At 70.6% G+C, this 21,736-nt stretch carries 20 protein-coding genes, 2 tRNA genes and 3 pseudogenes; 13 read left to right on the top strand and 12 right to left on the bottom strand.

Going from position 1 to position 21,736, the window contains the following annotated elements; all coding sequences use genetic code 11:
- Nucleotides 1-39: 39 nt before the first annotated feature.
- The 3 genes and pseudogenes from Phou_RS14200 to Phou_RS14190 all read left to right on the top strand — a co-directional run bounded on the left by Phou_RS14200 (nt 40) and on the right by Phou_RS14190 (nt 1,401).
- Nucleotides 40-120 (top strand) — tRNA-Leu (locus Phou_RS14200).
- Nucleotides 121-203: 83 nt separating this feature from the next.
- Nucleotides 204-1,018 (top strand): annotated as a pseudogene (locus tag Phou_RS14195) (Bax inhibitor-1/YccA family protein).
- 71 nt (nt 1,019-1,089) lie between these two features.
- Entirely contained in the window at nt 1,090-1,401 is a 312-nt protein-coding gene (locus Phou_RS14190) for a hypothetical protein (protein WP_173056480.1), read from the top strand.
- Nucleotides 1,402-1,579: 178 nt separating this feature from the next.
- On the opposite strand, the gene Phou_RS51100 is transcribed toward Phou_RS14190, so the two are convergent.
- Nucleotides 1,580-1,921: a TetR/AcrR family transcriptional regulator C-terminal domain-containing protein gene (locus Phou_RS51100; protein ID WP_218579022.1), complete on the bottom strand. Its 342-nt coding sequence runs from the start codon at nt 1,919-1,921 to the stop codon at nt 1,580-1,582.
- The gene (locus Phou_RS14185; protein WP_218579021.1) at nt 1,831-2,310 is read right to left on the bottom strand and encodes a TetR/AcrR family transcriptional regulator; all 480 of its coding nucleotides are present in this window, start codon (nt 2,308-2,310) and stop codon (nt 1,831-1,833) included. Before Phou_RS14185 ends, Phou_RS51100 begins: the two co-directional genes overlap by 91 nt.
- 131 nt (nt 2,311-2,441) lie before the next feature.
- Here Phou_RS14185 and Phou_RS14180 point away from each other — a divergent pair, with 131 nt between their 5' ends.
- Entirely contained in the window at nt 2,442-3,935 is a 1,494-nt protein-coding gene (locus Phou_RS14180) for an MFS transporter (protein ID WP_173056479.1), read from the top strand.
- A gap of 201 nt (nt 3,936-4,136) precedes the next feature.
- On the opposite strand, the gene Phou_RS14175 is transcribed toward Phou_RS14180, so the two are convergent.
- From Phou_RS14175 to Phou_RS14165, 3 genes are read right to left on the bottom strand one after another with little or no spacing between them, the layout of a single operon-like run.
- Nucleotides 4,137-5,384, bottom strand: coding sequence for an acetyl-CoA C-acetyltransferase (locus Phou_RS14175; protein ID WP_173056478.1), 1,248 nt, complete (start codon nt 5,382-5,384; stop codon nt 4,137-4,139).
- A 52-nt stretch (nt 5,385-5,436) separates the two neighbouring features.
- Nucleotides 5,437-6,225: an SGNH/GDSL hydrolase family protein gene (locus tag Phou_RS14170; protein WP_173056477.1), complete on the bottom strand. Its 789-nt coding sequence runs from the start codon at nt 6,223-6,225 to the stop codon at nt 5,437-5,439.
- A 40-nt stretch (nt 6,226-6,265) separates the two neighbouring features.
- Nucleotides 6,266-7,330: an SGNH/GDSL hydrolase family protein gene (locus Phou_RS14165; RefSeq protein WP_173056476.1), complete on the bottom strand. Its 1,065-nt coding sequence runs from the start codon at nt 7,328-7,330 to the stop codon at nt 6,266-6,268.
- A 94-nt stretch (nt 7,331-7,424) separates the two neighbouring features.
- Between Phou_RS14165 and Phou_RS14160 the strand changes: the two genes are divergently transcribed.
- Both Phou_RS14160 and Phou_RS14155 read left to right on the top strand, forming a co-directional pair.
- Nucleotides 7,425-7,778, top strand: coding sequence for a YkvA family protein (locus Phou_RS14160; RefSeq protein WP_173056475.1), 354 nt, complete (start codon nt 7,425-7,427; stop codon nt 7,776-7,778).
- A gap of 4 nt (nt 7,779-7,782) precedes the next feature.
- Nucleotides 7,783-9,156 (top strand): cystathionine beta-synthase, encoded by a 1,374-nt coding sequence (locus tag Phou_RS14155; protein ID WP_173056474.1) that lies wholly within the window; start codon nt 7,783-7,785, stop codon nt 9,154-9,156.
- Nucleotides 9,157-9,487: 331 nt separating this feature from the next.
- Here the strand turns inward: Phou_RS14155 and Phou_RS14150 are convergent, their stop codons facing one another.
- Entirely contained in the window at nt 9,488-9,643 is a 156-nt protein-coding gene (locus Phou_RS14150; protein ID WP_173056473.1) for a hypothetical protein, read from the bottom strand.
- Nucleotides 9,644-9,696: 53 nt separating this feature from the next.
- On the opposite strand from Phou_RS14150, the pseudogene Phou_RS14145 reads away from it, so the two are divergent.
- A pseudogene (locus Phou_RS14145) lies at nt 9,697-9,933 on the top strand (transposase); the annotation flags it as partial.
- An 82-nt stretch (nt 9,934-10,015) separates the two neighbouring features.
- Here Phou_RS14145 and Phou_RS14140 read toward each other — a convergent pair.
- Entirely contained in the window at nt 10,016-10,993 is a 978-nt protein-coding gene (locus Phou_RS14140) for a S1C family serine protease (RefSeq protein ID WP_246273543.1), read from the bottom strand.
- A 131-nt stretch (nt 10,994-11,124) separates the two neighbouring features.
- Here Phou_RS14140 and Phou_RS14135 point away from each other — a divergent pair, with 131 nt between their 5' ends.
- A complete protein-coding gene (locus Phou_RS14135; protein WP_246273542.1) occupies nt 11,125-11,430 on the top strand; it encodes a hypothetical protein in 306 nt (101 codons plus the stop codon).
- Between the two features lie 252 nt (nt 11,431-11,682).
- Nucleotides 11,683-12,300, top strand: coding sequence for a gamma carbonic anhydrase family protein (locus Phou_RS14130; RefSeq protein WP_218579020.1), 618 nt, complete (start codon nt 11,683-11,685; stop codon nt 12,298-12,300).
- A gap of 178 nt (nt 12,301-12,478) precedes the next feature.
- On the opposite strand, the gene Phou_RS14125 is transcribed toward Phou_RS14130, so the two are convergent.
- From Phou_RS14125 to Phou_RS14110, 4 genes are all read right to left on the bottom strand, one after another.
- Complete coding sequence (locus Phou_RS14125) at nt 12,479-12,982, bottom strand: GNAT family N-acetyltransferase (protein WP_173056471.1); 504 nt, start codon at nt 12,980-12,982, stop codon at nt 12,479-12,481.
- Complete coding sequence (locus Phou_RS14120) at nt 12,943-13,893, bottom strand: ribonuclease Z (RefSeq protein ID WP_173056470.1); 951 nt, start codon at nt 13,891-13,893, stop codon at nt 12,943-12,945. Before Phou_RS14120 ends, Phou_RS14125 begins: the two co-directional genes overlap by 40 nt.
- Nucleotides 13,894-14,220: 327 nt before the next feature.
- Nucleotides 14,221-14,883, bottom strand: coding sequence for a peptide-methionine (S)-S-oxide reductase MsrA (gene msrA / locus Phou_RS14115; RefSeq protein ID WP_173056469.1), 663 nt, complete (start codon nt 14,881-14,883; stop codon nt 14,221-14,223).
- A gap of 57 nt (nt 14,884-14,940) precedes the next feature.
- On the bottom strand, nt 14,941-15,342 hold the full coding sequence (locus Phou_RS14110; RefSeq protein ID WP_173058366.1) for an HIT family protein: 402 nt from the start codon (nt 15,340-15,342) through the stop codon (nt 14,941-14,943).
- A gap of 43 nt (nt 15,343-15,385) precedes the next feature.
- Here Phou_RS14110 and Phou_RS14105 point away from each other — a divergent pair, with 43 nt between their 5' ends.
- Nucleotides 15,386-15,982, top strand: a complete 597-nt coding sequence (locus tag Phou_RS14105; RefSeq protein ID WP_173056468.1) for a hypothetical protein — start codon at nt 15,386-15,388, stop codon at nt 15,980-15,982.
- Between the two features lie 6 nt (nt 15,983-15,988).
- On the opposite strand, the gene Phou_RS14100 is transcribed toward Phou_RS14105, so the two are convergent.
- On the bottom strand, nt 15,989-17,200 hold the full coding sequence (locus tag Phou_RS14100; RefSeq protein ID WP_173056467.1) for a zinc-dependent metalloprotease: 1,212 nt from the start codon (nt 17,198-17,200) through the stop codon (nt 15,989-15,991).
- Between the two features lie 85 nt (nt 17,201-17,285).
- On the opposite strand from Phou_RS14100, the gene Phou_RS14095 reads away from it, so the two are divergent.
- The 3 genes and pseudogenes from Phou_RS14095 (at nt 17,286) to Phou_RS14085 (ending at nt 21,556) form a co-directional block, all read left to right on the top strand.
- Nucleotides 17,286-18,302, top strand: a complete 1,017-nt coding sequence (locus Phou_RS14095; RefSeq protein WP_173056466.1) for a YlbL family protein — start codon at nt 17,286-17,288, stop codon at nt 18,300-18,302.
- Between the two features lie 89 nt (nt 18,303-18,391).
- A pseudogene (locus Phou_RS14090) lies at nt 18,392-21,399 on the top strand (UPF0182 family membrane protein).
- Between the two features lie 83 nt (nt 21,400-21,482).
- Nucleotides 21,483-21,556, top strand: a tRNA-Met gene (locus Phou_RS14085).
- Nucleotides 21,557-21,736 lie beyond the last annotated feature (180 nt).

The following is a 21,736-nucleotide window of genomic DNA, read 5'->3' as shown; positions in this document are numbered from 1 at the left end:
GCTACCGTGGCATTCTGCGCGACATTCATCCCTACGCCGGCCCGGGTGGTGGAACGGCAGACACGGCCGCCTTAAAAGCGGCTGCCGCGAGGCATGCGGGTTCGAGTCCCGCCCCGGGCACCTCGTCTCCCTGTTTGTCGCGATTGGCGTTTACCCTTGGTGGGGCACGGAGTGGTGCACCAACCCTGTCAGGGAGGCTTGACGTGAAGACTTCCAACCCGGTGCTGGCACGGCTCGGCCAGGCGGCCGAGCGCGAGCGGGCCGCCGGGTACGCGCCGGTCGGCCAGTACGGGCAGCCAGAATACGGCGGACCGTACCCGACGACCGATTACCCGGCTGCTCCCCCACTGTGCAGCCGATGACCGTCGACGACGTTGTGGTCAAGACCGTGGTCATGCTCGGCATCCTGGGCATCGCCGCGGCCGGCGCGTGGGCGCTGGTTCCCGATTCGCTAACCACCGTGGCCTGGATGGGCGGCGCGGTCGTCGGTCTGGTCCTCGGTCTGATCATCTCCTTCTCCCGGATGGCCAACCCGGTCCTCGTCGTGGCGTACGCCATCGCCGAGGGCGTATTCGTCGGCATGGTGAGCAAGGCGTACGAGAGCTTCTACGACGGCATCGTGCTCCAGGCGGTGACGGCGACCTTCGGCGTCTTCTTCCTCATGGCCATCCTCTACAAGATCCGCGCGATCCGGGCGACGCCCCGATTCGTCCGAGGCGTCATTGCCGCCATGGCCGGCGTCTTCGCCGTCATGCTGATCAACTTCGTGCTCGGCTTCTTCTTCGACATCAACACCGGTCTCCGCGACGGCAGCCCGCTGGCGATCGGGTTCAGCCTCGTCTGCATCGTGGTGGCCTCGCTCAGCTTCATCCTGAGCTTCCACGAGGTCGAAGAGGGCGTGCGGATGGGCCTGCCCCGGCGCTATTCCTGGGTCGCCGCGTTCGGCATCGTGGTCAGCCTGGTCTGGCTCTACCTGGAGATGCTGCGCCTCATCAGCTACTTCCAGGGCGACGACTGACAATTTGGCAGTATGACGAGGGCGCCCCCAGGCCGGGGGCGCCCTCGTTGCTTGTGGTGGGGGAGCCCTTCGTGGACCTGCGGCGTGCGGTAGACCTTTTCGTCGGCCAAACCGGACACTGGACGGCGTCCCGCTGGGCACAGCCGGCCGGGGCGGCGGGCACCCGCGGCGACCTGACCCACGGCCTCGTGCAACGCATCGCCGACCGCGCCGCCGACGCCGAGGGCGAGCCACGCCGCCCGGTGCCCCGCCTCGTCGCCGACCCGGCGCTGACCGACCAGCTGCGCGTGGTGGCCGCCGACCTCATCGCCGCCAACCCGCCCGCCGCCGTCATCGCCGAGGCCGCCGCCGACGTCCAGGCCGTCCGGGCCGCGCTCGGCTAGCAGGCCTCGCCGCGCGACCAATGCTCGGCGCCGCGGACTCCGACCTTCTCCGGGCGCGCCAGCGGCTGATGGCGGTCGGTGGGTCCGGAGATAGGCCGGGCTACCGCGATGTCCGCGGTGGTCCAGACCGTTGCTCCCGCGGCCTCACCCTCCGCGGTGCCCAACCAACCCCACCGCGTCAGTGGTCAACGCCGCCGGTGGGCATGCGGGTCGCCAGGCCGTCCAGGACGATCTCCAGGCCGTACGCGAACTTGCTCTCGCGGACCTCGGCGGGGTCGATTGTGGCGTCGACCTGCGCCTGGGCCAGGTGCGGGTAGTCGACGGCGGCCTGCTGCGCGGCGGGCATGAGCCGGGCGATGAAGCTCGCCTCCGTCTCCCCGGAGCGGGCGACCGTGGTGAGCCAGGCGGCCTCGGTGGTGCTCATCCCGATCACGTAAGACAGCAGGGCGTCGATCGCGCCGCTCGGCTCCGGAAAGCCGGCCTCGACGAAGAGTGCGGCCAGCCGTTCGGTAAACGACATGAGGTTGGGCCCCAGGTAGGCCAGCCCCGCCTGGCCGAGCATCGGGGCAGCCAGGTGTGGCGCAGCGCGGTCGCGCGGAAGGAACGGGCGGCTTCGGCGGCCGCGACCCGCCAGCCAGCGCCGCCCGCGTCGGGGATGGCGATCTCGCCGAAGACCTCGTCGACCGCGAGCTCGATCAGCTCGTCCTTGGTTGCCACGTGACGGTACAGCGAGGTGGCGCCGGCATTGAGCCGTGCACCCAGCTTGCGCATGCTCAGCGCCTCGATGCCCTCGGCGTCCAGCATCGCGATCGCCTGCCGCACGATCGACGCCCGGCTGAGCGCTGGCTGGTCGGGCCCGGACTCCTGCCGGGCCCACACGGACGGGATCGGCTTCGTCCTGGCGGCCATGATGCGCTCCTCTCGCTGCGTACATCGTACGCGGCCAGCGTACAGAAGTTCTTCCTTGCGCACGCTGTTCCGCTGTGCGTACAGTGTTCGCAGAAGCGGAACGACGTACGCAGGCCGAAAGGAAAGCCGCCATGGAAACCCGTAATCCACACCGCTGGTGGATCCTCATCGTGCTGTGCCTGAGCAGCCTGGTCCTGGTCGTGGACGGCATGGCGCTGACCGTCGCGGTGCCGGCCATGACCGAGGACCTCGGCGCCAGCCCGCAGGACACCCAGTGGATCCTCGACTCCTACATCCTGGTTTTCGCCGGGCTCCTGCTCACCTCCGGCAGCCTCGGCGACCGGTTCGGCCGGCGGAGGGTGATGCTGATCGGGCTGGTGCTCTTCGGGGCGGCGTCACTGGGTGCGATGTTCGTGGCCAACCCGGGCGAGATGATCGCCCTGCGCGTCGCGATGGGCGTCGGCGGCGCGCTGATCATGCCGTCCACGTTGTCGATCCTCATTACGGTCTTCGACGAGACCGAGCGCGGCAAGGCGATGGCCGCGTGGAGTTCGGTGTCGATGCTCGGCCTGGTCGGCAGCCCGGTGCTCGGCGGCGTGCTGATCGCACACTTCTCGTGGCAGGCGATCTTCCTGATCAACGTTCCGGTGGTGGGTCTCGCGATCCTGGCCGGTGTGCTGCTGATGCCTGAGTCCAAGGGCCAGTGGCAGAAGCCGGACCCGCTCGGCGCGGTGCTCTCCGCCGTCGGCATGACCGCGCTGGTGTGGTGGATCATCGAGTTGCCCAAGCACGGCGCGTTCGGCGAGCGCTCGGGCATCGTCCTCGCGGTCGCGGTGGTGGCGCTGGTCGGCTTCGTGATCTGGGAAAACGTCACGCCCGCGCCGATGGTCCCGCTGGTGCTCTTCAAGCACCGCAACTTCAGCGGCGGCTCGCTCTCGCTGGCCCTGCTGCAGATCGGCAACGGCGGCCTGCTGCTGGTTCTGACCCAGTACCTGCAGTTCGTGCTCGGCTACTCGCCGATCAAGGCGGGCCTTGCGTTCGTGCCGCTGGCGGTCACGGCGCTCGTGGGCAACACGATCGGCGCCACCTACGCGGCCCGGCTCGGCAACCGCCCGCTGGTGCTGGCCGGCATGCTGGTGATGGCCTCGTCCTTCGGCCTGCTGACCACCGTCTCGCCGGACACCGGCTTCGCCGTCCCGGCCGTCGCGCTGGGCCTGCTCGGCCTGGGCGCCGGCATGGCGATGCCGGCCGCGGTGAGCGCGCTGATGGGCACCATCCCGGCCGAGCAGGCGGGCGTCGGCTCGGCGCTGAACGACACGATCCAGCAGGCCGGCACCGCACTCGGCATCGCGATCCTGGGCTCGCTGCTCACCAGCGGCTACGCCAGCCGGATGCCGGCCGGCGCGCCGGAGCAGGCTCGGGAGTCGATCGGCGGCGCGCTCGCGGCGGGCGACAGCGGCCTGGTCGACGCGGCACGCGAGGCGTTCACCTCGTCGATGTCGCTGACCTTCCTGATCGCCGCGGTCGGCGTGCTGGCCGCCGCGATCCTGTCCACCGTGGTCATGCGCGACGCGAAGCGGAAGCCCGACGTCGAGGCGGCCAAGGAGCTCGAGCTCACCGCCTGATCCGCGGTCCGTCCGTCAAAGGCCGGTGCCCTGAAAGGGCACCGGCCTTTTCGCTGCCCGAACCGCTCGCTGCCCGAACCGCGACCCAACCCGCAGGAGCGACGGGGCCGGACCGCGACCAAACGCGCAGGGTGAGGCCGCGGGAGCAACGGTCCGGACCACGACGGGCGTCGCGGTAGCTCACATCTTGAAGATCGGCTCTCAGCTGAGCCGTTCCACGATCATCGCCATCCCCTGGCCGCCGCCGACGCACATGGTCTCCAGGCCGATCGTCTTGTCGTGCCAGTCGAGGGCGTTGAGCAGCGTGCCCGTGATGCGCGCGCCGGTCATGCCGAACGGGTGGCCGACCGCGATGGCGCCGCCCATGACGTTGAGCTTGTCCAGCGGGATGTCCAGGTCGCGGTAGGAGGGGATGACCTGCGCCGCGAACGCCTCGTTGATCTCGACAAGGTCGACGTCGTCGATGGTCATGCCGGCGCGCTTGAGCGCCTGCTTCGTGGCCTCCACCGGGCCCAGCCCCATGATCTCGGGGGAGAGCGCGGTGACGCCGGTCGAGACGATGCGGGCCAGCGGCGTGATGCCGAGGTCGCGAGCGCGGGTCTCGCTCATCACGACCACGGCGGCCGCGCCGTCGTTGAGCGGGCAGCAGTTGCCGGCGGTGATCCGGCCGTCGGGGCGGAAGACCGGCTTCAGGCCGGCCACGCCCTCAAGCGTCACGCCGGGGCGCGGCCCGTCGTCGGTGCTGACAACATCGCCGGAGGGCACCGTCACCGGCGTGATCTCGCGGGCCCAGAAGCCGTCCGCGATGGCCTTCTCGGCGAGGTTCTGGCTGCGTACGCCGAACTCGTCCATGTCCTCGCGGCTCACGCCCTTGATTTGGGCGAGGTTTTCCGCGGTCTGGCCCATCGCCAGGTAGACGTCGGGCAGCTCGCCGCCGTCCCGCGGGTCCTGCCACACCGGCGCGCCGGCCTGGGTCCGCTCCGTCGAACGGGCGCGCGCCTTGTCGTAGCGCGGGTTTTCCCAGCCGCCGCCGACGAGGGCCTGCGCCTCGGGCGGGAGGCCGTCGGAGTTGCCCCGCGCGTAACGCGATACGCACTCCACGCCCGCCGAGACGAACACGTCGCCCTCGCCTGCCGCGATCGCGTGGAACGCCATCCGCGTGGTCTGCAGCGAAGACGCGCAGTACCGCGTCAGCGTGGCGCCGGGCAGCCGGTCGTAGCCGAGCAGGGTGGCCACGACGCGGGCCATGTTGAAGCCCTGCTCGCCGCCGGGCAGGCCGCAGCCGAGGTAGAGGTCGTCGATCTCGGCGGGGTCGAGCTGGGGCACCTTGTCGAGCGCGGCGCGCACGATCGTGGCTGCCAGGTCGTCGGGGCGGACCTCGCGCAGCGAGCCCTTGTGTGCCCGGCCGATGGGGGAGCGAGCGGTGGCGACGATGACGGCGTTCGGCATACCGCTACCGTACTCGCCGGTAACTTCAACGGGAAGCGGAACCCCGGCCTGCTCAGCGGGAGGTGGGGACGGCCGCGTGGATCACCGCCGGCAGCAGCGCGTGAGCCCACACCCGGTAGCCGTCCGCCGAGGGGTGGAAGCCGTCGTAGCAGAGCGTGCCCGCGTCCGCCCGGAACACCGCTCCGGTCTCGCCGGCCAGGTCGACCACCGTGCCGCCCGCCGCCCGCACCGCCTTGGCCTGCGCGCGACCCATGCGGCGGCCCAGCCACCCGGTCACCTGGCGCAGCGGCGGGGCGATCGCGCGGACCGCGCCGAGGTCGGGGCAGGTGCCGACGACCACCTCGACGCCCGCGTCACGAAGGCGCCGCACGGCCGCGCCCAGGTACGCGGCGGACTCGGTGGGGCGGCGCAGCGTGGTCGCGTCGTTGGCCCCGATCAGGATCACGGCCACGTCGGGACGGCCGCCGAGCAGCGCCCGCGCGACCTGGGTGGCCAGATCCGTGGAACGGGAACCGGACACACCGACCGAAGAGAGCTGCACGTGCCGCGGGGGCAGGGCCGGCGTGCCCTCGGCGAGCATCGTGGCGAGCTGGCCGCCCACGGTGTCGGCGAGCTGCTCCACGCCCACGCCCATCGAGGACGAGTCGCCCATCAGCACGAGGCGCAGGGGAGGTGCGGTGGGCGGGCCCATGGTGGTGCGCAGCGCGAGTCCCATCTCCGGCTGCGCGTACCGCCGGCTGCGGGCGATGACCGCCTCACCGGCCAGCAGTGCGGCGCCGCCGACCGTCCCGGCGACCAACGTGATCGCCGTCGCGCGGCCCAGCTGTCGCCCCGTGGGCATGCCGTCGTCCTCTCGTCCTGGGGTACCCCACCGGGGCCGCTCAGTCTCGCTCCTGGCCGCCGGTGACGAACCCCTCCAAGGGTACGGCGACATCGACCGGGGTCTCGGCCTCCTCCGCACGCGAGTGGCCAAACCACGCCGAGCGCCGCCGCAGCCGCGCCCACCGCCCCTCCGGCCCGCGGTCGCGGCCGGCGACCTGAGTAGGGCTGACCTCGGTGCCGGGCTGGCGGGCGGCCTCGTGCGCGGCCTGCGGCAACGACCGTACGCCCTCGTCCGGCGCGAGCACCAGACGTCGCTCCTCGGCCGCGCCCAGCGCCGCCAGCACCGTCGGCAGCAGCGCGGCGGCGGCCACCGCGTACCCGTCGGCGGACGGGTGGAAGTGGTCCCAGGAGAACAGCCGCGTCGGCTCGGCGGTGAAGCGGGGGCCGAGCAGGTTGCCGAGCGACACCGTCCAGCCACCCGCCTCGACCACGGCCATCGTCTGCGCGGCCGCGAGCTGGCGGCTCCAGTGGCGGGTCAGCCACCGCAGCGGCGGCTTGATCGGCCGGATCGTGCCCAGGTCGGGGCAGGTGCCGACGACCACCTCGGCGCCGGCGGCGCGCAGGTCGCGTACCGCGTTGACGAGGTGTCGCACGGCGGTGCTCGTGGTCACGCGGTGGGTGACGTCGTTGCCGCCGATCAGGATGATCACGACATCCGGCTTGACCTCCAGCGCGGCCTCGACCTGGGGGCCGAGCCCGGTGGACATCGCTCCGACCACCGCGAAGCGGTGCAGCCGCACGGGCCGGCGCAGGCGCCGGGAGACACCCGTGGCGAGCATCGCGCCGGGCGTCTCGCGCGGGCGGTGCACCCCGTAGCCCGCGGCGGAAGAGTCGCCCAGCACGGCCATCGTGATCGGCTTGCCGGGCAGCCGCGGACCGTACACACCGTCACCGCGCGGCGGCGGCGCCTCGGCCTGTGGGATCACCCGCCGGGCCGCCTTGGCCTGGCCGAAGATCACCCCCACGCTCACGAACGCCGCGGCGCCGGCCATTCCCGCACCGACCGCCGTCGCCTTCGCCACCTGCCGCGCGAGCAGCCATGGATCGCTCCGCCTCGGACTCATCAGCGCCCCCCGCCGCCTTACCCCCTGAGGCTTACGAGGTTATCGCGGCCCGGCGACACGCTTGGGGTTTGTCACGGCCGGGCACTATGGGCGAATGGGTAGGACCTTGAACCGCACGGCGGCGTTCACCGCGCTCGGCCGGGCGCTGACCGCAGGGGCGCGGGGCGGGCCGTCGCTGGGCGCCCGCCTGGCCGCCCTGCCGCGCATGATGTGGGCAACGTTTACGGGCCGTTACGACGGCGGGATGCGGCTGGCGATGATGGCGGCCGCCACGGCGTACGTGGCCTCCCCGATCGACCTCGTGCCCGAGGCGTTTCTGCTCGTCGTCGGCCTCATCGACGACGCCGTGGTGATCGCCTGGCTGGCCGGCGCGATCCTGGCCGAGACCGAGCGCTTCATCGAGTGGGATGCCAGGCAACGGAGCGTCATCCCGGGGCACGTAGTCTGACCAGGTGCGCTACTACGACAACGTCGTCGAGTTGATTGGCAACACCCCGCTGGTCAGGCTGCGGAGCGTCGCCGCCGGCATCGAGGCGATGGTCCTTGCCAAGGTTGAGTACGTAAATCCCGGCGGCTCCGTCAAGGACCGCATCGCGGTGAAGATGGTCGACGAGGCCGAGAAGGCGGGCCTGCTCAAGGCGGGCGGCACGATCGTCGAGCCGACCAGCGGCAACACCGGCGTGGGCCTCGCACTGGTCGCGCAGCTGCGCGGGTACCGGTGCGTGTTCGTCTGCCCGGACAAGGTGAGCCAGGACAAGCAGGACGTGCTCCGGGCGTACGGCGCGGAGGTCGTCGTCTGCCCCACCGCCGTCGCCCCCGAGGACCCCCGGTCGTACTACAACGTGTCCGACCGGCTGGCGCGGGAGATCCCCGGCGCGTGGAAGCCGAACCAGTACGCCAACGGTGCCAACCCCCGCTCGCACTACGAGACCACCGGTCCCGAGCTGTGGGAGCAGACGGAGGGGCGGATCACGCACTTCGTCGCGGGCGTGGGCACCGGCGGCACGATCTCGGGCGCGGGCCGGTACCTCAAGGAGGTCTCCGGCGGAGCGGTGCGGGTCATCGGCGCCGACCCGGAGGGCTCGGTGTACTCGGGCGGCACCGGCCGGCCGTACCTTGTCGAGGGGGTCGGCGAAGACTTCTGGCCGGAGACCTACGACCGCACGATCTGCGACGAGATCGTCGAGGTGTCGGACAAGGCGTCGTTCGACCTCACCCGGCGGCTGGCCCGCGAGGAAGGGCTGCTGGTCGGCGGCTCGTGCGGGATGGCGGCCCAGGCGGCGCTCGAGGTGGCCAGGCGCGCCAAGCCGGACGACGTGGTGGTCGTGCTCCTGCCCGACGGCGGCCGCGGCTACCTCTCCAAGATCTTCAACGACGACTGGATGGCCCGCTACGGCTTCCTCGACACCCCCAGCGAAGAGCCCACCGTGCTGAGCGCGCTGACCGGCAAGCCGGGCGGGATGCCGTCGCTGGTGCACGTTCACCCGACGGAGACGGTCCGCGACGCGATCGACTACATGCGCGAGTACGGCGTCTCCCAGCTGCCCGTCCTCAAGGCCGAGCCGCCCGTGGTGACCGGCGAGGTGGCCGGCTCGATCGCGGAAAAGGACCTGCTCGACGCGCTCTTCACCGGCCAGGCCCACCTGCACGACACGATCGAGCGGCACATGGGCCCGGCTCTGCCGATGGTCGGCGGCGGGCAGCCGGTGAGCGAGGCCGTACGCCTGCTGGAGAAGTCCGACGCGGCGCTCGTGCTCGTGGACGGCAAGCCGCAGGGCGTGCTGACCCGCCAGGATCTGCTCGCCCACCTGGGCGCCAAGCCGTAGCCCTTCTGTTGCCCACTGCCTCGCGCGCGAGGCAGTGGGCCCTGTTTGAAGTCCAGACGGCTACGAGCCTGCCGACTCGCCGGGATGTCCGCGCGGGCCTCGGCCCGCCGGTCGTCGTCCGGCCCGGTGCAGCCCGGTTCGACCGTGGTCGCCGTTTCAGAGGATCCAATTCGAAACTGATCCGGGCTACCGCGATGTCCGTCGTGGTCCGGACCGTTGCTCCCGCGGCCTCACCCTCCGCGGTCGCCCACCTCACCCCAGGGGCCTGCTCGGGCAGATCTTGGCAAGTTAGCGTCGAAAATAACGCGCTTACTCACCAAGATTGCGACGCTCACACCGCCTGCACCTGATCGACAGTCACAGAACGCGACGACAGCGACGAACTGCGGGCGGACTCGCGCACTCCCGCCTCGAAGGAGGTCGCGTCCCGGCGGGTGGTGTAGGAGTGGACCTTGTCCGGCGTTCCGTCGGTATGAAGATGGGTCATCGCGTGAGTCTGTGTGAACGACCAAGAACACGCAGAGAACGCAGTTGCACGCGATGACTCTGGATCAATCCGCCCTGCTGCACGTGTTGAACCAACCGCGGGCTGCCGAGGTCGGCGACCGGGTCCGACACGCGGCCGAGACGATCTATCAAGCCCTGATCGAGGCCGAGCTCACTGCGGTGATCGGCGCCGAACCCCACCAACGCACCAAGGCCCGGACGGCGCAGCGCAACGGCCACCGGCCCCGGACCCTGACCGCCACCGCCGGCGATCTGGAGCTGCGCATCCCGAACGCCGCCGCGGTGTAGACCGTTGTTCATCCCTCCGAGCGGCCGACTCCCGGAAGTCCGCCACCTCGACCCCAAAAAATCTCTAGCGGCCCAGCTCCGCCGGGATCGTCACCACGTCCACCAGGGCGCCCTTGCGTAGGACCGTGACCGGGAGGCGGGTGCCGATCGCCGGGCCGAGCATGAGTCGCTGGAGGGCCTGGACGGTGGAGACCGGCCGGCCTCCCGCGGACAGGATCACGTCGCCGAGGTAGATGCCCGCCACCCCCGCCGGGCTGCCCGGCACCACCTCCACCACGCGCAGGCCCATCTTCTGGTTGAGGCGCTCGGCGAGCGCGGGTGGGAGCGGCAGCGGCACCCCGGCCACGCCCAGCCAGGCCCGCCGCACGCGTCGGTTGGAGACGAGCTCGCCGACGATCTGGCGGGTGGTCGAGTTGATCGGCACGGCGAGACCCAGGCCGTAGCCGGCCACCGCCGTGTTGACGCCCACCACCCGGCCGGCCGAGTCGGCTAGCGCGCCGCCGGAGTTGCCGGGGTTGAGCGCGGCGTCGGTCTGGATCACGTCGTCGATCAGCCTTACGGCCCGGCCGTCGCGCGCCGGGATCGACCGGCGCAGGCCCGACACCACGCCCGCGGTGACCGAGCCGGCCAGGCCCATCGGGTTGCCCACCGCCACGACGAGCTGGCCGATGCGCAGCCCGTCGGCGTCGCCGAGCTCGGCCGGCGGGGCGCCGGTCGCCTGCGCCCGGAGGACGGCGAGATCGGAAAGGGGGTCGGCGCCGACCACGTCGAACCGCGTCTCCAACCCGTCGCCGAAGGTGGCGGTGCCGCCGGTCGCGCCGGTTACTACGTGTGCGCTTGTGAGGAGAAAACCATCGTCGGTGAAGGTGACCGCCGATCCGGCGCCACCACCGCGTGCGGTGCGTACCGAAAGGGCGGCCACGCTCGGCAGCACTCGCTCGGCCACACCGGTGACGACCTGCGAGTACGCGTCAAGCGCCGCCCGCTCGGCTTCGCTGTCGGTGCTCATGAGCTTGGCAACGCCGCCCACTGGCAATGCCATGCCCGAGCGGCATCCGCTCACAGCGAACGCCCCCAAAAGTGGCATTCTTGCCGTGTCGCACAGCCTGTCCGATCAGGACCCTCGCGGACCACGTTGACTAAGCGTGGCTCCCGAAAGGGGGGACGGACGGAATGGTCAGCACTGACCACACGGAGCCGACCGACGTGGTGGATCGCCTGCTCTGGCGGGACGCACAAACCATGCTCGGCCGGCACGCACAACCCGACCATGACGGCAAGTGCGTCTGGTGCGGCTCGAAGTGGCCGTGCCCACCCAGGCGACTCGCCCAACGCGCCGAGGCGGCATCCCGCCGGCCCTGGCGCGAGGCGTGGACGGCACGGCACGACCTGAACGGGTTGCGCGCACTGCCAAGCTGGCGCGACGACCTGGGCGTACCGGGCCGCTGGGGTCCCACCAACCGCGGCTCCTTCGACTGAACAACCTAAGACGTGAACACCCGCGGTCGACGCCGACGGTGCCCCGCCAGCACCCCGGCGCCCCGCAAAGGCCCACCCAAGCTTGGAGACCGGCAAGCCTCCGTCGGTCCGGCGCCTCCGGCCAGGCGTTTCCCCCGGTTTGGGTTGGGTACGGCGGGCGAGGGTACGTGATCACCGGTTCCCCCGCATACATCGGTCACGTACTCTCGCCCGGCCGATTTCCGGGCATTTGAGATGGCAAGCTCTGTGGGCATGCTGATCAGACATCGCGGCGCCCAGCCCACCGTCGACCCCAGCGCCTACGTCGCGCCGAACGCGACCCTCGTGGGCGACGTCCGCGTCGGACCGCGGGCCCGCATCATGTACGGCGCCACGCTCGACGCCGAAGGCGCACACATCGAGATCGGCGAGGCGTGCGTGATCGCCGAAAACGCGGTGCTCCGCGCCACCGCCGTCGCCGACCCGCCCCATCCGGTGATCCTCGGCGACCACGTCTTCGTCTCACCCCACGCGACGCTGCTGGGCTGCGAGGTCGGCCGCTGCGCGTACCTGGCCACCGGCATCACCGTCCTCCAGGGCGCTCGCCTCGAGCCCGGCGCGGTGGTCGCGGTCGGCGCGCTCGTCCACGCCCGGACGGTCCTGCCCGCCGAGTACTTCGTGCCGCCGATGTCGGTCGCCGTGGGCGATCCCGTCCGGGTGATCGGCTCCGACCGCCCGGACGAGCTGACCGCCGCGGTGCGCGACGTCAACTTCGCCGCCGCCGCGTTCGGCGTGCAGGCCGAGTGGAGCGACCGCATCGCCCGCTACGAGCGGATCACCGAGGTCCGGGTCGCCGAGTTCGGCGCGCACGCTGACGACGAGGTGCTCTGAGGGAATTCTTCGCCCACGTCCGCCTCACCTGCGGACCGCATACGCAGGCCCCGGGGGAACGTGGAGCGCAGCGGAGCGTTTTCTTTGGGTGCTTTCCCGCGGGCACCGTTGCGGTCGGCGGCGAGCTTGGCGCTCGCCGAGATCCCCGACCTCCGCTGCCGGGCCCGCGGGACAAGCCCTAGAGGGGCCTCGCGTAGCGCACCTGGTGCACCAGCGCCGGGCCGATGAAGTCGTCGCGGCGCACGCCGTCGGGCGCCCAGCCGCCGCGCTCGTAGAAGCCGCGCGCGTGAGCGTTGTCCGCCAGTACCCACAGCACGGCGCGGCGCCACCCGCCCGCGGCGAGCTTTTCCAGCGCGTCGGCCATCAGCGCCCCGCCCACCCCGCGACCCTGCACGTCCGGCGAGACGTGGATCGCGTGCAGGATGCCGGTGTCCGGCTCCTCGTCCGGCCCCAGGTAGGTGAAGCCGACGACCTCGCCCTCCTCGGTGGCGACGGTCAGCTGGTGGTTGTCCCGCTCGTACCGCCAGCGCTCGACCCAGTAGTCCGCCATGCTCGACGCGGGCACGGCCTCGAGCGCCTCGGCGGGGAGAAAGCCGGAATACGCGGCCGCGCGCGACCGGTAGTGCAAGGTCCCGACGGCGGTCAGGTCCCGCTCACCCGCGGATCGGATCGTGAACGCCATTGTTCCGAGGCTATCTGGCGCCGCGGCGGCACCGGCACTCTCATCAGGTCTTCGGCTATCACCATGTCGCCGTCGAAGTGTTCGCGAGCCTCGGCCTCGAACCGCGCCGGATCGTCGTAGCGCTGTGAGAAGTGGGTGAGCACGAGGCGCCGTACCCCCGACTCGGTGGCGACCCGCGCGGCCTGGGCCGCGGTCAGGTGGCCGACCTGCGCGGCCATCGCGGCGTCCTCGGTCAGGAAAGTGGCCTCGATGACGAGCATGTCGACACCCTGAGCCAGCGCGAACACGTTGTCGCACAGCCCGGTGTCCATGACGAACGCAAACTTCTGCCCCGGCCGAGGCGCGCTCACCTCGTCGAGCGTGACGCGCCGCCCGTGGACGTCGAGGCCGCCCTGGCGTATCAGCTCCCCGACGGCCGGGCCGGCGATGCCGAACGCCGCCAGCCGCTCCGGCAGCATGCGGCGCCCGTCGGGCTCGGTGAGCCGGTACCCGTAGGTCTCGACCGAGTGGTGAAGCCGGCGGGCTTCGAGCCCCGCGGCGATCGGCCCGTCGCCGGTGACCGGCGCCTCGCGGATGTCGGCGTGGTCGTAGAAGCTTGTCGCGTGCCGCAGCCGGGCGAAGAAGTGCGCGCCGCCCGCCGGAAAGTGTGCGGTCACCGGGTGCGGCACCCGGTCGAGTGAGATGCGCTGGATCACACCCGGCAGCCCGAGGCTGTGGTCGCCGTGGAAGTGGGTCACGCAGATACGCGTGAGGTCCGAGACAGCGACGCCGGCCCGGAGCATCTGGCGCTGGGTGCCCTCGCCCGGGTCGAAGAGGATGCCCTCGCTGTCCCAGCGCAGCAGGTACCCGTTGTGGTTGCGGTGGCGGGTGGGCACCTGGCTGGCGGTGCCGAGGACGACAAGCTCGCGCACTCGCCCTCCTCCGCCTCGCCCCGGCCTGCCCCGGATATAAAGCGACCCCCGGGGCTTCCATGCGCTCGCGCACGGGCCGGCTGGACTGGGCCGGCACCCCGGGGGTCGGGTGGCTGACTTGAATTCGCCGCACCGCTGCCACACGGTCTCGACGACGTGCTGTGTCAAGGACAGCGGCTAGCGGACAGCCACCTCACGAGTCCTATTGCTACACAAAGCTGGACCACCTCCCTTCCCGTGTACCGCAACGCTATCCACCCCGCCGGTAGATCGGCAACGCCTATTTCGCCACACGGTCACGGCGGGCTGGAAGCGCCCGGCCAGGGCTCAGGACTCGACCTTGCCCACACCGATCGGGCACGTCATCCCGTTGGGCCCGTGGTTGCAGTACCCGTTCGGGTTCTTGGTGTCTGACAGATACTGCTGGTGATAGTCCTCGGCATAAAAGTACGAACCAAGCGGAGCGATCTCGGTCGTGATGTCGTCACGGCCGCTGCGCTTCACCACCGGGGCGAAGGCCTCCTTCGACGCCTCGGCCACCACGCGCTGCTCGTCCGTCGTCGTGTAGATGGTCGAGCGGTACTGGGTGCCGACGTCGTTGCCCTGCCGCATGCCCTGGGTGGGGTCGTGGTTCTCCCAGAAGACCTTCAGCAGCTGCTCGTACCCGATCTTGCTCGGGTCGTACACGACCTGGACCACCTCGGCGTGGCCGGTCATGCCGGAGCAGACCTCCTCGTACGTCGGGTTTGGGGTGGAGCCACCCGCGTAGCCGACCGAGGTCGAGATCACACCCGGCAGGCGCCAGAACAAGCGCTCGGCGCCCCAGAAACAGCCCATCCCGAAGACCGCGACCTCCGCGCCGGCCGGCCATGGGCCGCGCAGGGGGGTGCCGAGCACGGTGTGGCGGTCGGCAACCGGCATCTCGATCGAGCGACCGGGCAGGGCCTGGTCGGGAGTGGGGACTTCAAGCTTCATGCGCCGCAGAAACACTGCACGCTCCTTTCTCCGCTGTCTGCAACACCGGCGGGGGTCAACCCTTACCGGGGGTCAGGACAGGGCGGCGGAGATCTTCCCCGCGTACTCGCGGGCCTCGTCATCTGACGTGTACCTGGTGCGCGGCCAGAAGAAACCTCGTAGGCCGTCGCCCTTGGTCCGCGGCACCACGTGAACGTGCAGGTGGGCCACCGACTGCGACACCTTGTTGTTCATCGCCACGAACGTGCCGCCGGCGCCCAAACCCTCCTCGACCGCCACGGACATCCGCTGCACCAGGCCGAAGAAGGGGGCGAGCTGATCGGCGGGGAGATCGGCGAGCACCACCGAGTGGTCGCGCGGCACCACGAGCGTGTGCCCCTTGAAGACTGGCCTGGTGTCGAGGAACGCGAAACCCGCCGGCTCGTCCGCCACCACGAAACCCGGCACCGAACCCGAGACGATGCCACAGAACAAGCAGTCAGCCACCCCGGAAGAGTAGGCCAGTAGCCTGGTGACCGTGACGAGGCGAGTGGTGATCGCGGTGCTGGGTCCGGTGGCCTGGAGCCCGCCCGGTGTCGACCTGGCGACGTGGCGCGCCGCGCTCGCCGAAGACGTCGTCGACCTGCTGGCCACGCTCAATGAGGTCGAGCCGGCCATCGCCGCGCTGGCCGAGGACCGCACGCTGGCCGAATCGGTGGCATGGCCTTCCATGCCGGTGTACGAGGTACCGGATCTCACCGCCGGCGCGGTCTTCGCGGCGGCGGCCAAGGATGGGCACGAGCAGGCGGCCGCGCTGGCCGCCGACGCGCCGGACCTGCCCGGACTGCTGGTGGGCAAGCTGCTGCGACCGCTCACTACCCGCCCACTCGCGGTCGCGCCCGCCGACCCGGGGCCGGGGCTGCTGGGCGTGGCGTCGCGCCTTCCGTCGCCGGACTGGCTGCCCGCCTTCGACCTGGACGGCGGGTCGATCACCACGGTGCGGTCGGCCGCGCCCAGCCTGCCGGACGTGGGGTCGAGCCCCGGGTGGCGGCGCCTTCGCGGCCCCGCCGACCTGGCCACACTCGACCCCGCCGTCGAAGGCTGGGAGACGACGCGGGCGCTGCTGTCCGCGTAACGAGGGCTACAGACCCAGGTCGCCGAGATCGCCGAGGTCCAGCTGGGACCTTGCGAACGTCTGCGGGTCGGCGAAGTCTTCCTCCGACGGCAGCAGGTCCGGGTGGCCCCAGAGTGCGTCACGACCAGCCGTCCCGCGGTGCTCGGTCAGAGCCGCCCACAGCGCGGCCGCCTCGCGGAGGCGCCGCGGGCGCAGCTCCAGGCCGACCAGCGCGGCGAACGTCTGCTCCGCCGGCCCACCCGCCGCGCGCCGGCGGCGGAACGCCTCGCCGAGGCGGATGACATTGGGGAGGCGGTCGCCGGCGGCCTGGTCGACGACGTGGCACACCCAGCCCTCGACCAGCGCGAGCGCGGTCTCCAGCCGGGCCAGCGCCGCCTTCTGCGCCGGGCTGTCCTCGGGAGTGAAGATGCCCTCTAGCGCGACCGCCTGCATCGACTCCGGGTTGGTGGGGTCGATGCGGCCCATCGCCTCTTCGATGGCCTCGCGGTTGACGGTGATGCCCGCCGCGTACGTCTCGACGGCGCTCAGCACGTGTCCCCGAAGCCACGGGACGTGCTGGAAGAGGCGCTGGTGAGCGGCCTCGCGCAGCGCCACGTAGAGGCGGACCTCGTCGAGTGGCAGCTCGAGACCCTCCCCGTACACCTTGATGTTGGCGGGGACGAGCGCGGCCGTGCCGGCCGGTCCGAGCGGAAGTCCGATGTCGCCGGCGGAAAGCACCTCGCCGGCGAGTGAGCCGAGCGCCTGCCCCAGCTGGCCCCCGAAGAGCGCGCCACCGAGCGTGGTGACCATCGACTGCATCGGGCCGAGCTGGGCGCGGGCCTCCGGCGGCACGAGGTCGCCCATCGCGGCGACCATGCGGCCGGCGACGGGGTCGCACAGCTTGCGCCACACGTCGAGCGTGTTGTAGATCCACTCGTTGCGGTTCCACGCGACCGAGTTGCGGATGCCCGAGGGGAGCGCCGCGGCCGGCTCGAGCCACAGGTCGGCCAGGCGGAGTGCCTCCTCGACCTCGTTGCGCTCGTATATGTTGACCGCCGGGTCAGTCGCGCCGAGGTGACTCACCGCAACCTGGCGGGCAAGATCCCAGTTGACCGGGCCGCTGCCCGGCGACGCGAGCAGCTGCTGCAGCTGAGCCATGAACTGCTGCATCTGCTGCGGATCGTTGGGGTCGGGCGGCTGGGCACCCGGGAGAGCGAAGCCGAACGGGATATCAGGCACGTGACCAACGGTACGCCCGGCCCTGGGCTCACGCCGTGCCCGCGCTGTCAGCTCAGGGTGAAACCGGGGTAGGTACGCTTCGCGCATGAGACGTCGCGGTGTCACTGTCCTCCTCGGCGCGTTGATCACGGCGTTGCTGAGTGTGGGAGTGCTGGCCGCCCCGATCCCCTACGTGGTGCTCGGCCCCGGCCCCACCGTCGACACGCTGGGTAAAGAGGACGGCAAAGAGGTCATCCAGGTAAACGGCACCCAGACCTCCACGTCCGCCGGGCAGCTGCGGCTGACCACGGTGGGCGTGCAGCCGGACGTGAAGCTGCTCTCCGCCATCGCGGGGTGGTTCAGCGACGAGGAGGCGGTGGTCCCGCGGGAGCTGATCTACCCGCCGGACCAGACCGAGCAGCAGGTCGAGGAGCGCAACGCCGAGGACTTCAAGGCCTCGCAGAGCAGCGCGGAGACCGCCGCGCTGCGCGAGCTGGGATATCCGGTACAGGTCACGATCAAGAACGTCACCGCGGGCGGCCCTTCGGACGGCATCCTCAAGGCCGGCGACGTTGTCACAAAGGTCGACGGCCAGCCGGTGACCAGCGCGCCAAAGCTCACCGAGCTCGTGCGCTCCAAGCCGGCCGGGACGGCGCTGACGATCGAGTACACGCGCGGCGGCAAGCCGGCCACCACCAAGATCACGACGCGGGCGGCCGAGGACGAGCCGCCGCGCATCGGGGTGGAGATCGAGCCGAAGCAGCCACACCCGTTCGAGCTCAAGATCGACCTGGCTGAGATCGGCGGGCCGAGCGCGGGCCTGATGTTCGCGCTGGGCATCATCGACAAGATTGAGCCCGAAGACCTCACCGGCGGCAAGATCATCGCGGGTACCGGCACCATCGACGACGAGGGCAACGTGGGCCCGATCGGCGGCATCGCCCAGAAGCTCGTGGGTGCCAAGGAGGCCGGTGCCGTGTACTTCCTGACCCCGATCGACAACTGCACGGAGGCCAAGGCCAACGCCCGCCCCGGGCTCCCGTTGATCAAGGTGTCCACGCTTGACGAGGCGCTCGCGGCCCTGGAAACGCTGCGTGCCGGCGGTCAGCCACCCCTCTGCTGACCTAGGGGACTGACCTTCAGGAACACCCCGTACTGTAGGTGCCTGATCGGAGCGGATCAGACATCAAACGTGCGGAGCATACCGTGGTCATGCGTAGCAGTCCTCTGCCGAGAATGAGCCGGAGGGGCCGCGTCACTGTTGGCGTCCTCATCGGGGTTTTTCTGCTCTTCACATTGATGGGCTGGGCCGTCGAGGTCTGGACCGACTGGCTGTGGTTCGACGAGGTCGACTACACGCAGGTGTACACCGGCGTGTTGACCACCCGGATCCTGCTCTTCTTCGCCATAGGCCTGGCCATGGCGGTGGTGGTCGGCGGCAACCTCTACCTGGCGTACAGGCTGCGCCCGCTGCTGCGCCCCCACTCGGCGGAGCAGGCGACGCTCGAGCGGTACCGGATGGTGCTCAGCCCTCGCATCGGCACCTGGATCGCGGTGCTCTCCGTGATCATCGGCCTCTTCGCCGGCCTCTCCGGGCAGAGCCGGTGGCGCGACTGGCTGCTCTTCCGCAACTCGATGCCGTTCGAGGCGAAAGACCCCGAGTTCGGGATCAACGTCGGCTTCTACGTCTTCGAGTACCCGTTCTGGCGCTACCTGCTCGGCGTCGGCTTCACCGCGGTCGTGCTCTCGGTGCTCGGCGCGCTGGCCGTCCACTACATCTTCGGCGGCGTGCGGCTGCAGGGCATCGGCGACCGCATGACGACCGCCGCGCGGGCCCACCTGACCTCGCTGGTGGCGGCGTTCGTGCTGCTCAAGGCCATCGCGTACGTTCTGGACCGGCGCGCCCTCCTGCTCGAGCAGGACCCGCCCAACCTTTACGGCGCGGGCTACGCCGACATCAACGCGCTGCTGCCGGCCAAGGAGATCCTGGCCTACATCTCGGTGGTGGTCGCGATCGCGATCATCGTGTTCTCCAACGCGGTCATGCGCAACCTCGTGTGGCCCGGCGTCTCCCTCGCGCTCCTGGCCATCTCGGCGGTCGCGATCGGCGGCATCTACCCGTGGGCCGTGCAGACCTTCGAGGTCAACCCGAGCGTGCGGGACAAGGAGCGGGAGTACATAGAGCGGAGCATCAACGCCACGAGACAAGCGTTCGGTCTGAAAGACACCGACATGAACGCGTACACGGCCACAAACCTCACGCCACCGGCGTCACTGGCCACCGACACCTCCGTGGTGCCCAACATCCGCCTGCTCGACCCTGAGCTCGTCTCCCAGTCGTACACGCAGCTGCAGCAGGTGCGTGGCTTCTACGACTTCGGGCAGAAGCTCGACATCGACCGGTACACGATCAACAACAAGACCCAGGACTACGTGGTCGGCGTCCGCGAGATCAATTACAGCCGCCTGACCGCGCAGCAGGGGAACTGGCTCAACCGCCACACCGTGTACACCCATGGTTTCGGCCTGGTCGGCGCACCGGCCAACCAGGTGGTCTGCGGCGGACAGCCCTACTTCGTCTCCGGCTTCCTCGGCAATGACAACACTCCCGACCAGTGCGCCTCGCAGACCGAGCAGATCGAGGTCGAGCAGCCGCGCATCTACTACGGCGAGCGGGTGGGCGGCGGCCAGCAGGGCGCCGACTACGCGATCGTGGGACAGACCGACCCCGAGCGGAACGTCGAGTACGACCGCCCCACCGGCGCCAGCGGCGACCAGGGCATCAACTACACGTACACGGGCGAGGGCGGCGTCGAGATCGGCTCGTTCATGCGGCGGCTGCTCTACGGCATCAAGGAGCGGGAGTCCAACTTCCTGCTCTCCGACGCCGTCAACGACAACAGCAAGCTGCTGTACGTCCGCAACCCGCGCGACCGCGTCGAGAAGGTGGCCCCGTTCCTGACGATGGACGGCGACCCCTACCCGGCCATGGTCGACGGCCGCATCCAGTGGATCCTCGACGGCTACACGACCGCCGGCACGTACCCCTACGCCCAGCGGATCAACCTCCAGACGGAGACCGCCGACGAGCTGACGAACGTGGGCACCTTCCAGCTCGCCCGCGAAAACGTCAACTACATCCGCAACTCCGTCAAGGCCACTGTGGACGCGTACGACGGCACGGTGCGGCTCTACGAGTTCGACGACACCGACCCCGTGCTCAAGGCGTGGAACAAGGCCTTCGGCGGCGACCTCGTCACACCGAAGGCGGAGATCCCCCGGACCTGGCCGCGCACTTCCGCTACCCGGCCGACCTCTTCAAGGTGCAGCGCAACCTGCTGGCCCGCTTCCACGTGACCGACCCGGGCGAGTTCTTCAACGGCTCGGACTTCTGGGAGGTGCCGAACACGCCGGACGCGCCCGACACGGGCGTGAAGCAGCCGCCGTACTACCTGCTCACCCAGTTCCCCGAGCAGAACGAGCCGCGGTTCCAGATAACCTCGGCCGTAACGCCACTGGGCCGGCAGAACCTGGCCGCGCTCATCTCCGGCTCCTATGTGGACGGCAAGCCACAGCTGCAGGTCTGGGAGCTGCCTGACCAAACCGCTGTCCAGGGCCCGGTGCAGGTCCATCAACGGATGACCAACACCAACGCCCAGATCAGACAGGACCTCAACCTGCTCTCGTCCAACCAGGCCCAAGTCCTGTACGGCAACCTGCTGTCCCTGCCCTTCGGCGGCGGCATGCTCTACGTCGAGCCGGTGTACGTAAAGAGCAACCAGGAAAACGCGTATCCGGTGCTGCAGAAGGTCCTGATGTCGTACGGCGACGGCGGCTCGTACGTCGTGCTGGCCAACACCCTCCAAGAGGGCATCAAGGAGCTGGTCGACCAGGGCAAACAGGGGGCGGCGCCACCACCGCCCGAGGGTGAAAACCCGCCCCAGCAGCCACCCGCCGGCTCCGGCCAGCAGCTGACACCCGAGCTCGCCGCCGCGGCGGACAAGGTCGAGGCCGCCTGGGCCGAGGTCAAGGCCGCGCGCGCCGCGGGCGACTTCGAGCGCGAGGGCAAGGCGCTGAAGGCGTTCGACGACGCGATGGCGGAGTTCCAGTCCGCCCTGGACGCCGCCAACCGCCCGTCCGGCAACACCGCCACCCCAACCCCGTCCGCCACGGCGACACCGCCGCCCGCATCCCCATCACCCACCCCAGGGGGCGGCTGAGCTGCGAATACCCCGCGTGCGGCACGCCACGCCCGCCCCGTTTTGCAGGTACGAGGAGGGGTGCGCTAGTGTTGGTGAGCCGACGCGGGGTGGAGCAGCTCGGTAGCTCGCTGGGCTCATAACCCAGAGGTCGCAGGTTCAAATCCTGTCCCCGCTACTAGCAGAGATGCCCTTCTGGAGATTCTCCGGGAGGGCGTTTTTGTATCCACTCGCTAACGGCCCCGCTATTGGTCGTCCTCTTCCCCGAGGATTCAGGTCCGTGATGGTGTGTGCTGCGTCACGGTCAATGCCGGGCACGGCATGAGAGCAGACGCTGAGGGCGAAGCCGGCGGCGAGG

It is taken from the genome of Phytohabitans houttuyneae, from assembly GCF_011764425.1.
GTDB lineage: Bacteria > Actinomycetota > Actinomycetes > Mycobacteriales > Micromonosporaceae > Phytohabitans > Phytohabitans houttuyneae.
Note: the sequence above shows the minus strand (reverse complement) of the source record. Positions and strands in the feature narration are given on the sequence as shown.

Coding starts and splice junctions, on each gene's coding strand:
- Phou_RS14175 (WP_173056478.1), bottom strand. CDS start 5,384: ATGCCGAACGCCGTCATCGTCGCCACCGCTCGCTCCCCCATCGGCCGG.
- Phou_RS51100 (WP_218579022.1), bottom strand. CDS start 1,921: ATGTCGTTTACCGAACGGCTGGCCGCACTCTTCGTCGAGGCCGGCTTT.
- Phou_RS14165 (WP_173056476.1), bottom strand. CDS start 7,330: ATGAGTCCGAGGCGGAGCGATCCATGGCTGCTCGCGCGGCAGGTGGCG.
- Phou_RS14140 (WP_246273543.1), bottom strand. CDS start 10,993: ATGGCATTGCCAGTGGGCGGCGTTGCCAAGCTCATGAGCACCGACAGC.
- Phou_RS14170 (WP_173056477.1), bottom strand. CDS start 6,225: ATGCCCACGGGGCGACAGCTGGGCCGCGCGACGGCGATCACGTTGGTC.
- Phou_RS14130 (WP_218579020.1), top strand. CDS start 11,683: ATGCTGATCAGACATCGCGGCGCCCAGCCCACCGTCGACCCCAGCGCC.
- Phou_RS14185 (WP_218579021.1), bottom strand. CDS start 2,310: ATGGCCGCCAGGACGAAGCCGATCCCGTCCGTGTGGGCCCGGCAGGAG.
- Phou_RS14180 (WP_173056479.1), top strand. CDS start 2,442: ATGGAAACCCGTAATCCACACCGCTGGTGGATCCTCATCGTGCTGTGC.
- Phou_RS14125 (WP_173056471.1), bottom strand. CDS start 12,982: ATGGCGTTCACGATCCGATCCGCGGGTGAGCGGGACCTGACCGCCGTC.
- Phou_RS14150 (WP_173056473.1), bottom strand. CDS start 9,643: ATGACCCATCTTCATACCGACGGAACGCCGGACAAGGTCCACTCCTAC.
- Phou_RS14135 (WP_246273542.1), top strand. CDS start 11,125: ATGGTCAGCACTGACCACACGGAGCCGACCGACGTGGTGGATCGCCTG.
- Phou_RS14095 (WP_173056466.1), top strand. CDS start 17,286: ATGAGACGTCGCGGTGTCACTGTCCTCCTCGGCGCGTTGATCACGGCG.
- Phou_RS14160 (WP_173056475.1), top strand. CDS start 7,425: ATGGGTAGGACCTTGAACCGCACGGCGGCGTTCACCGCGCTCGGCCGG.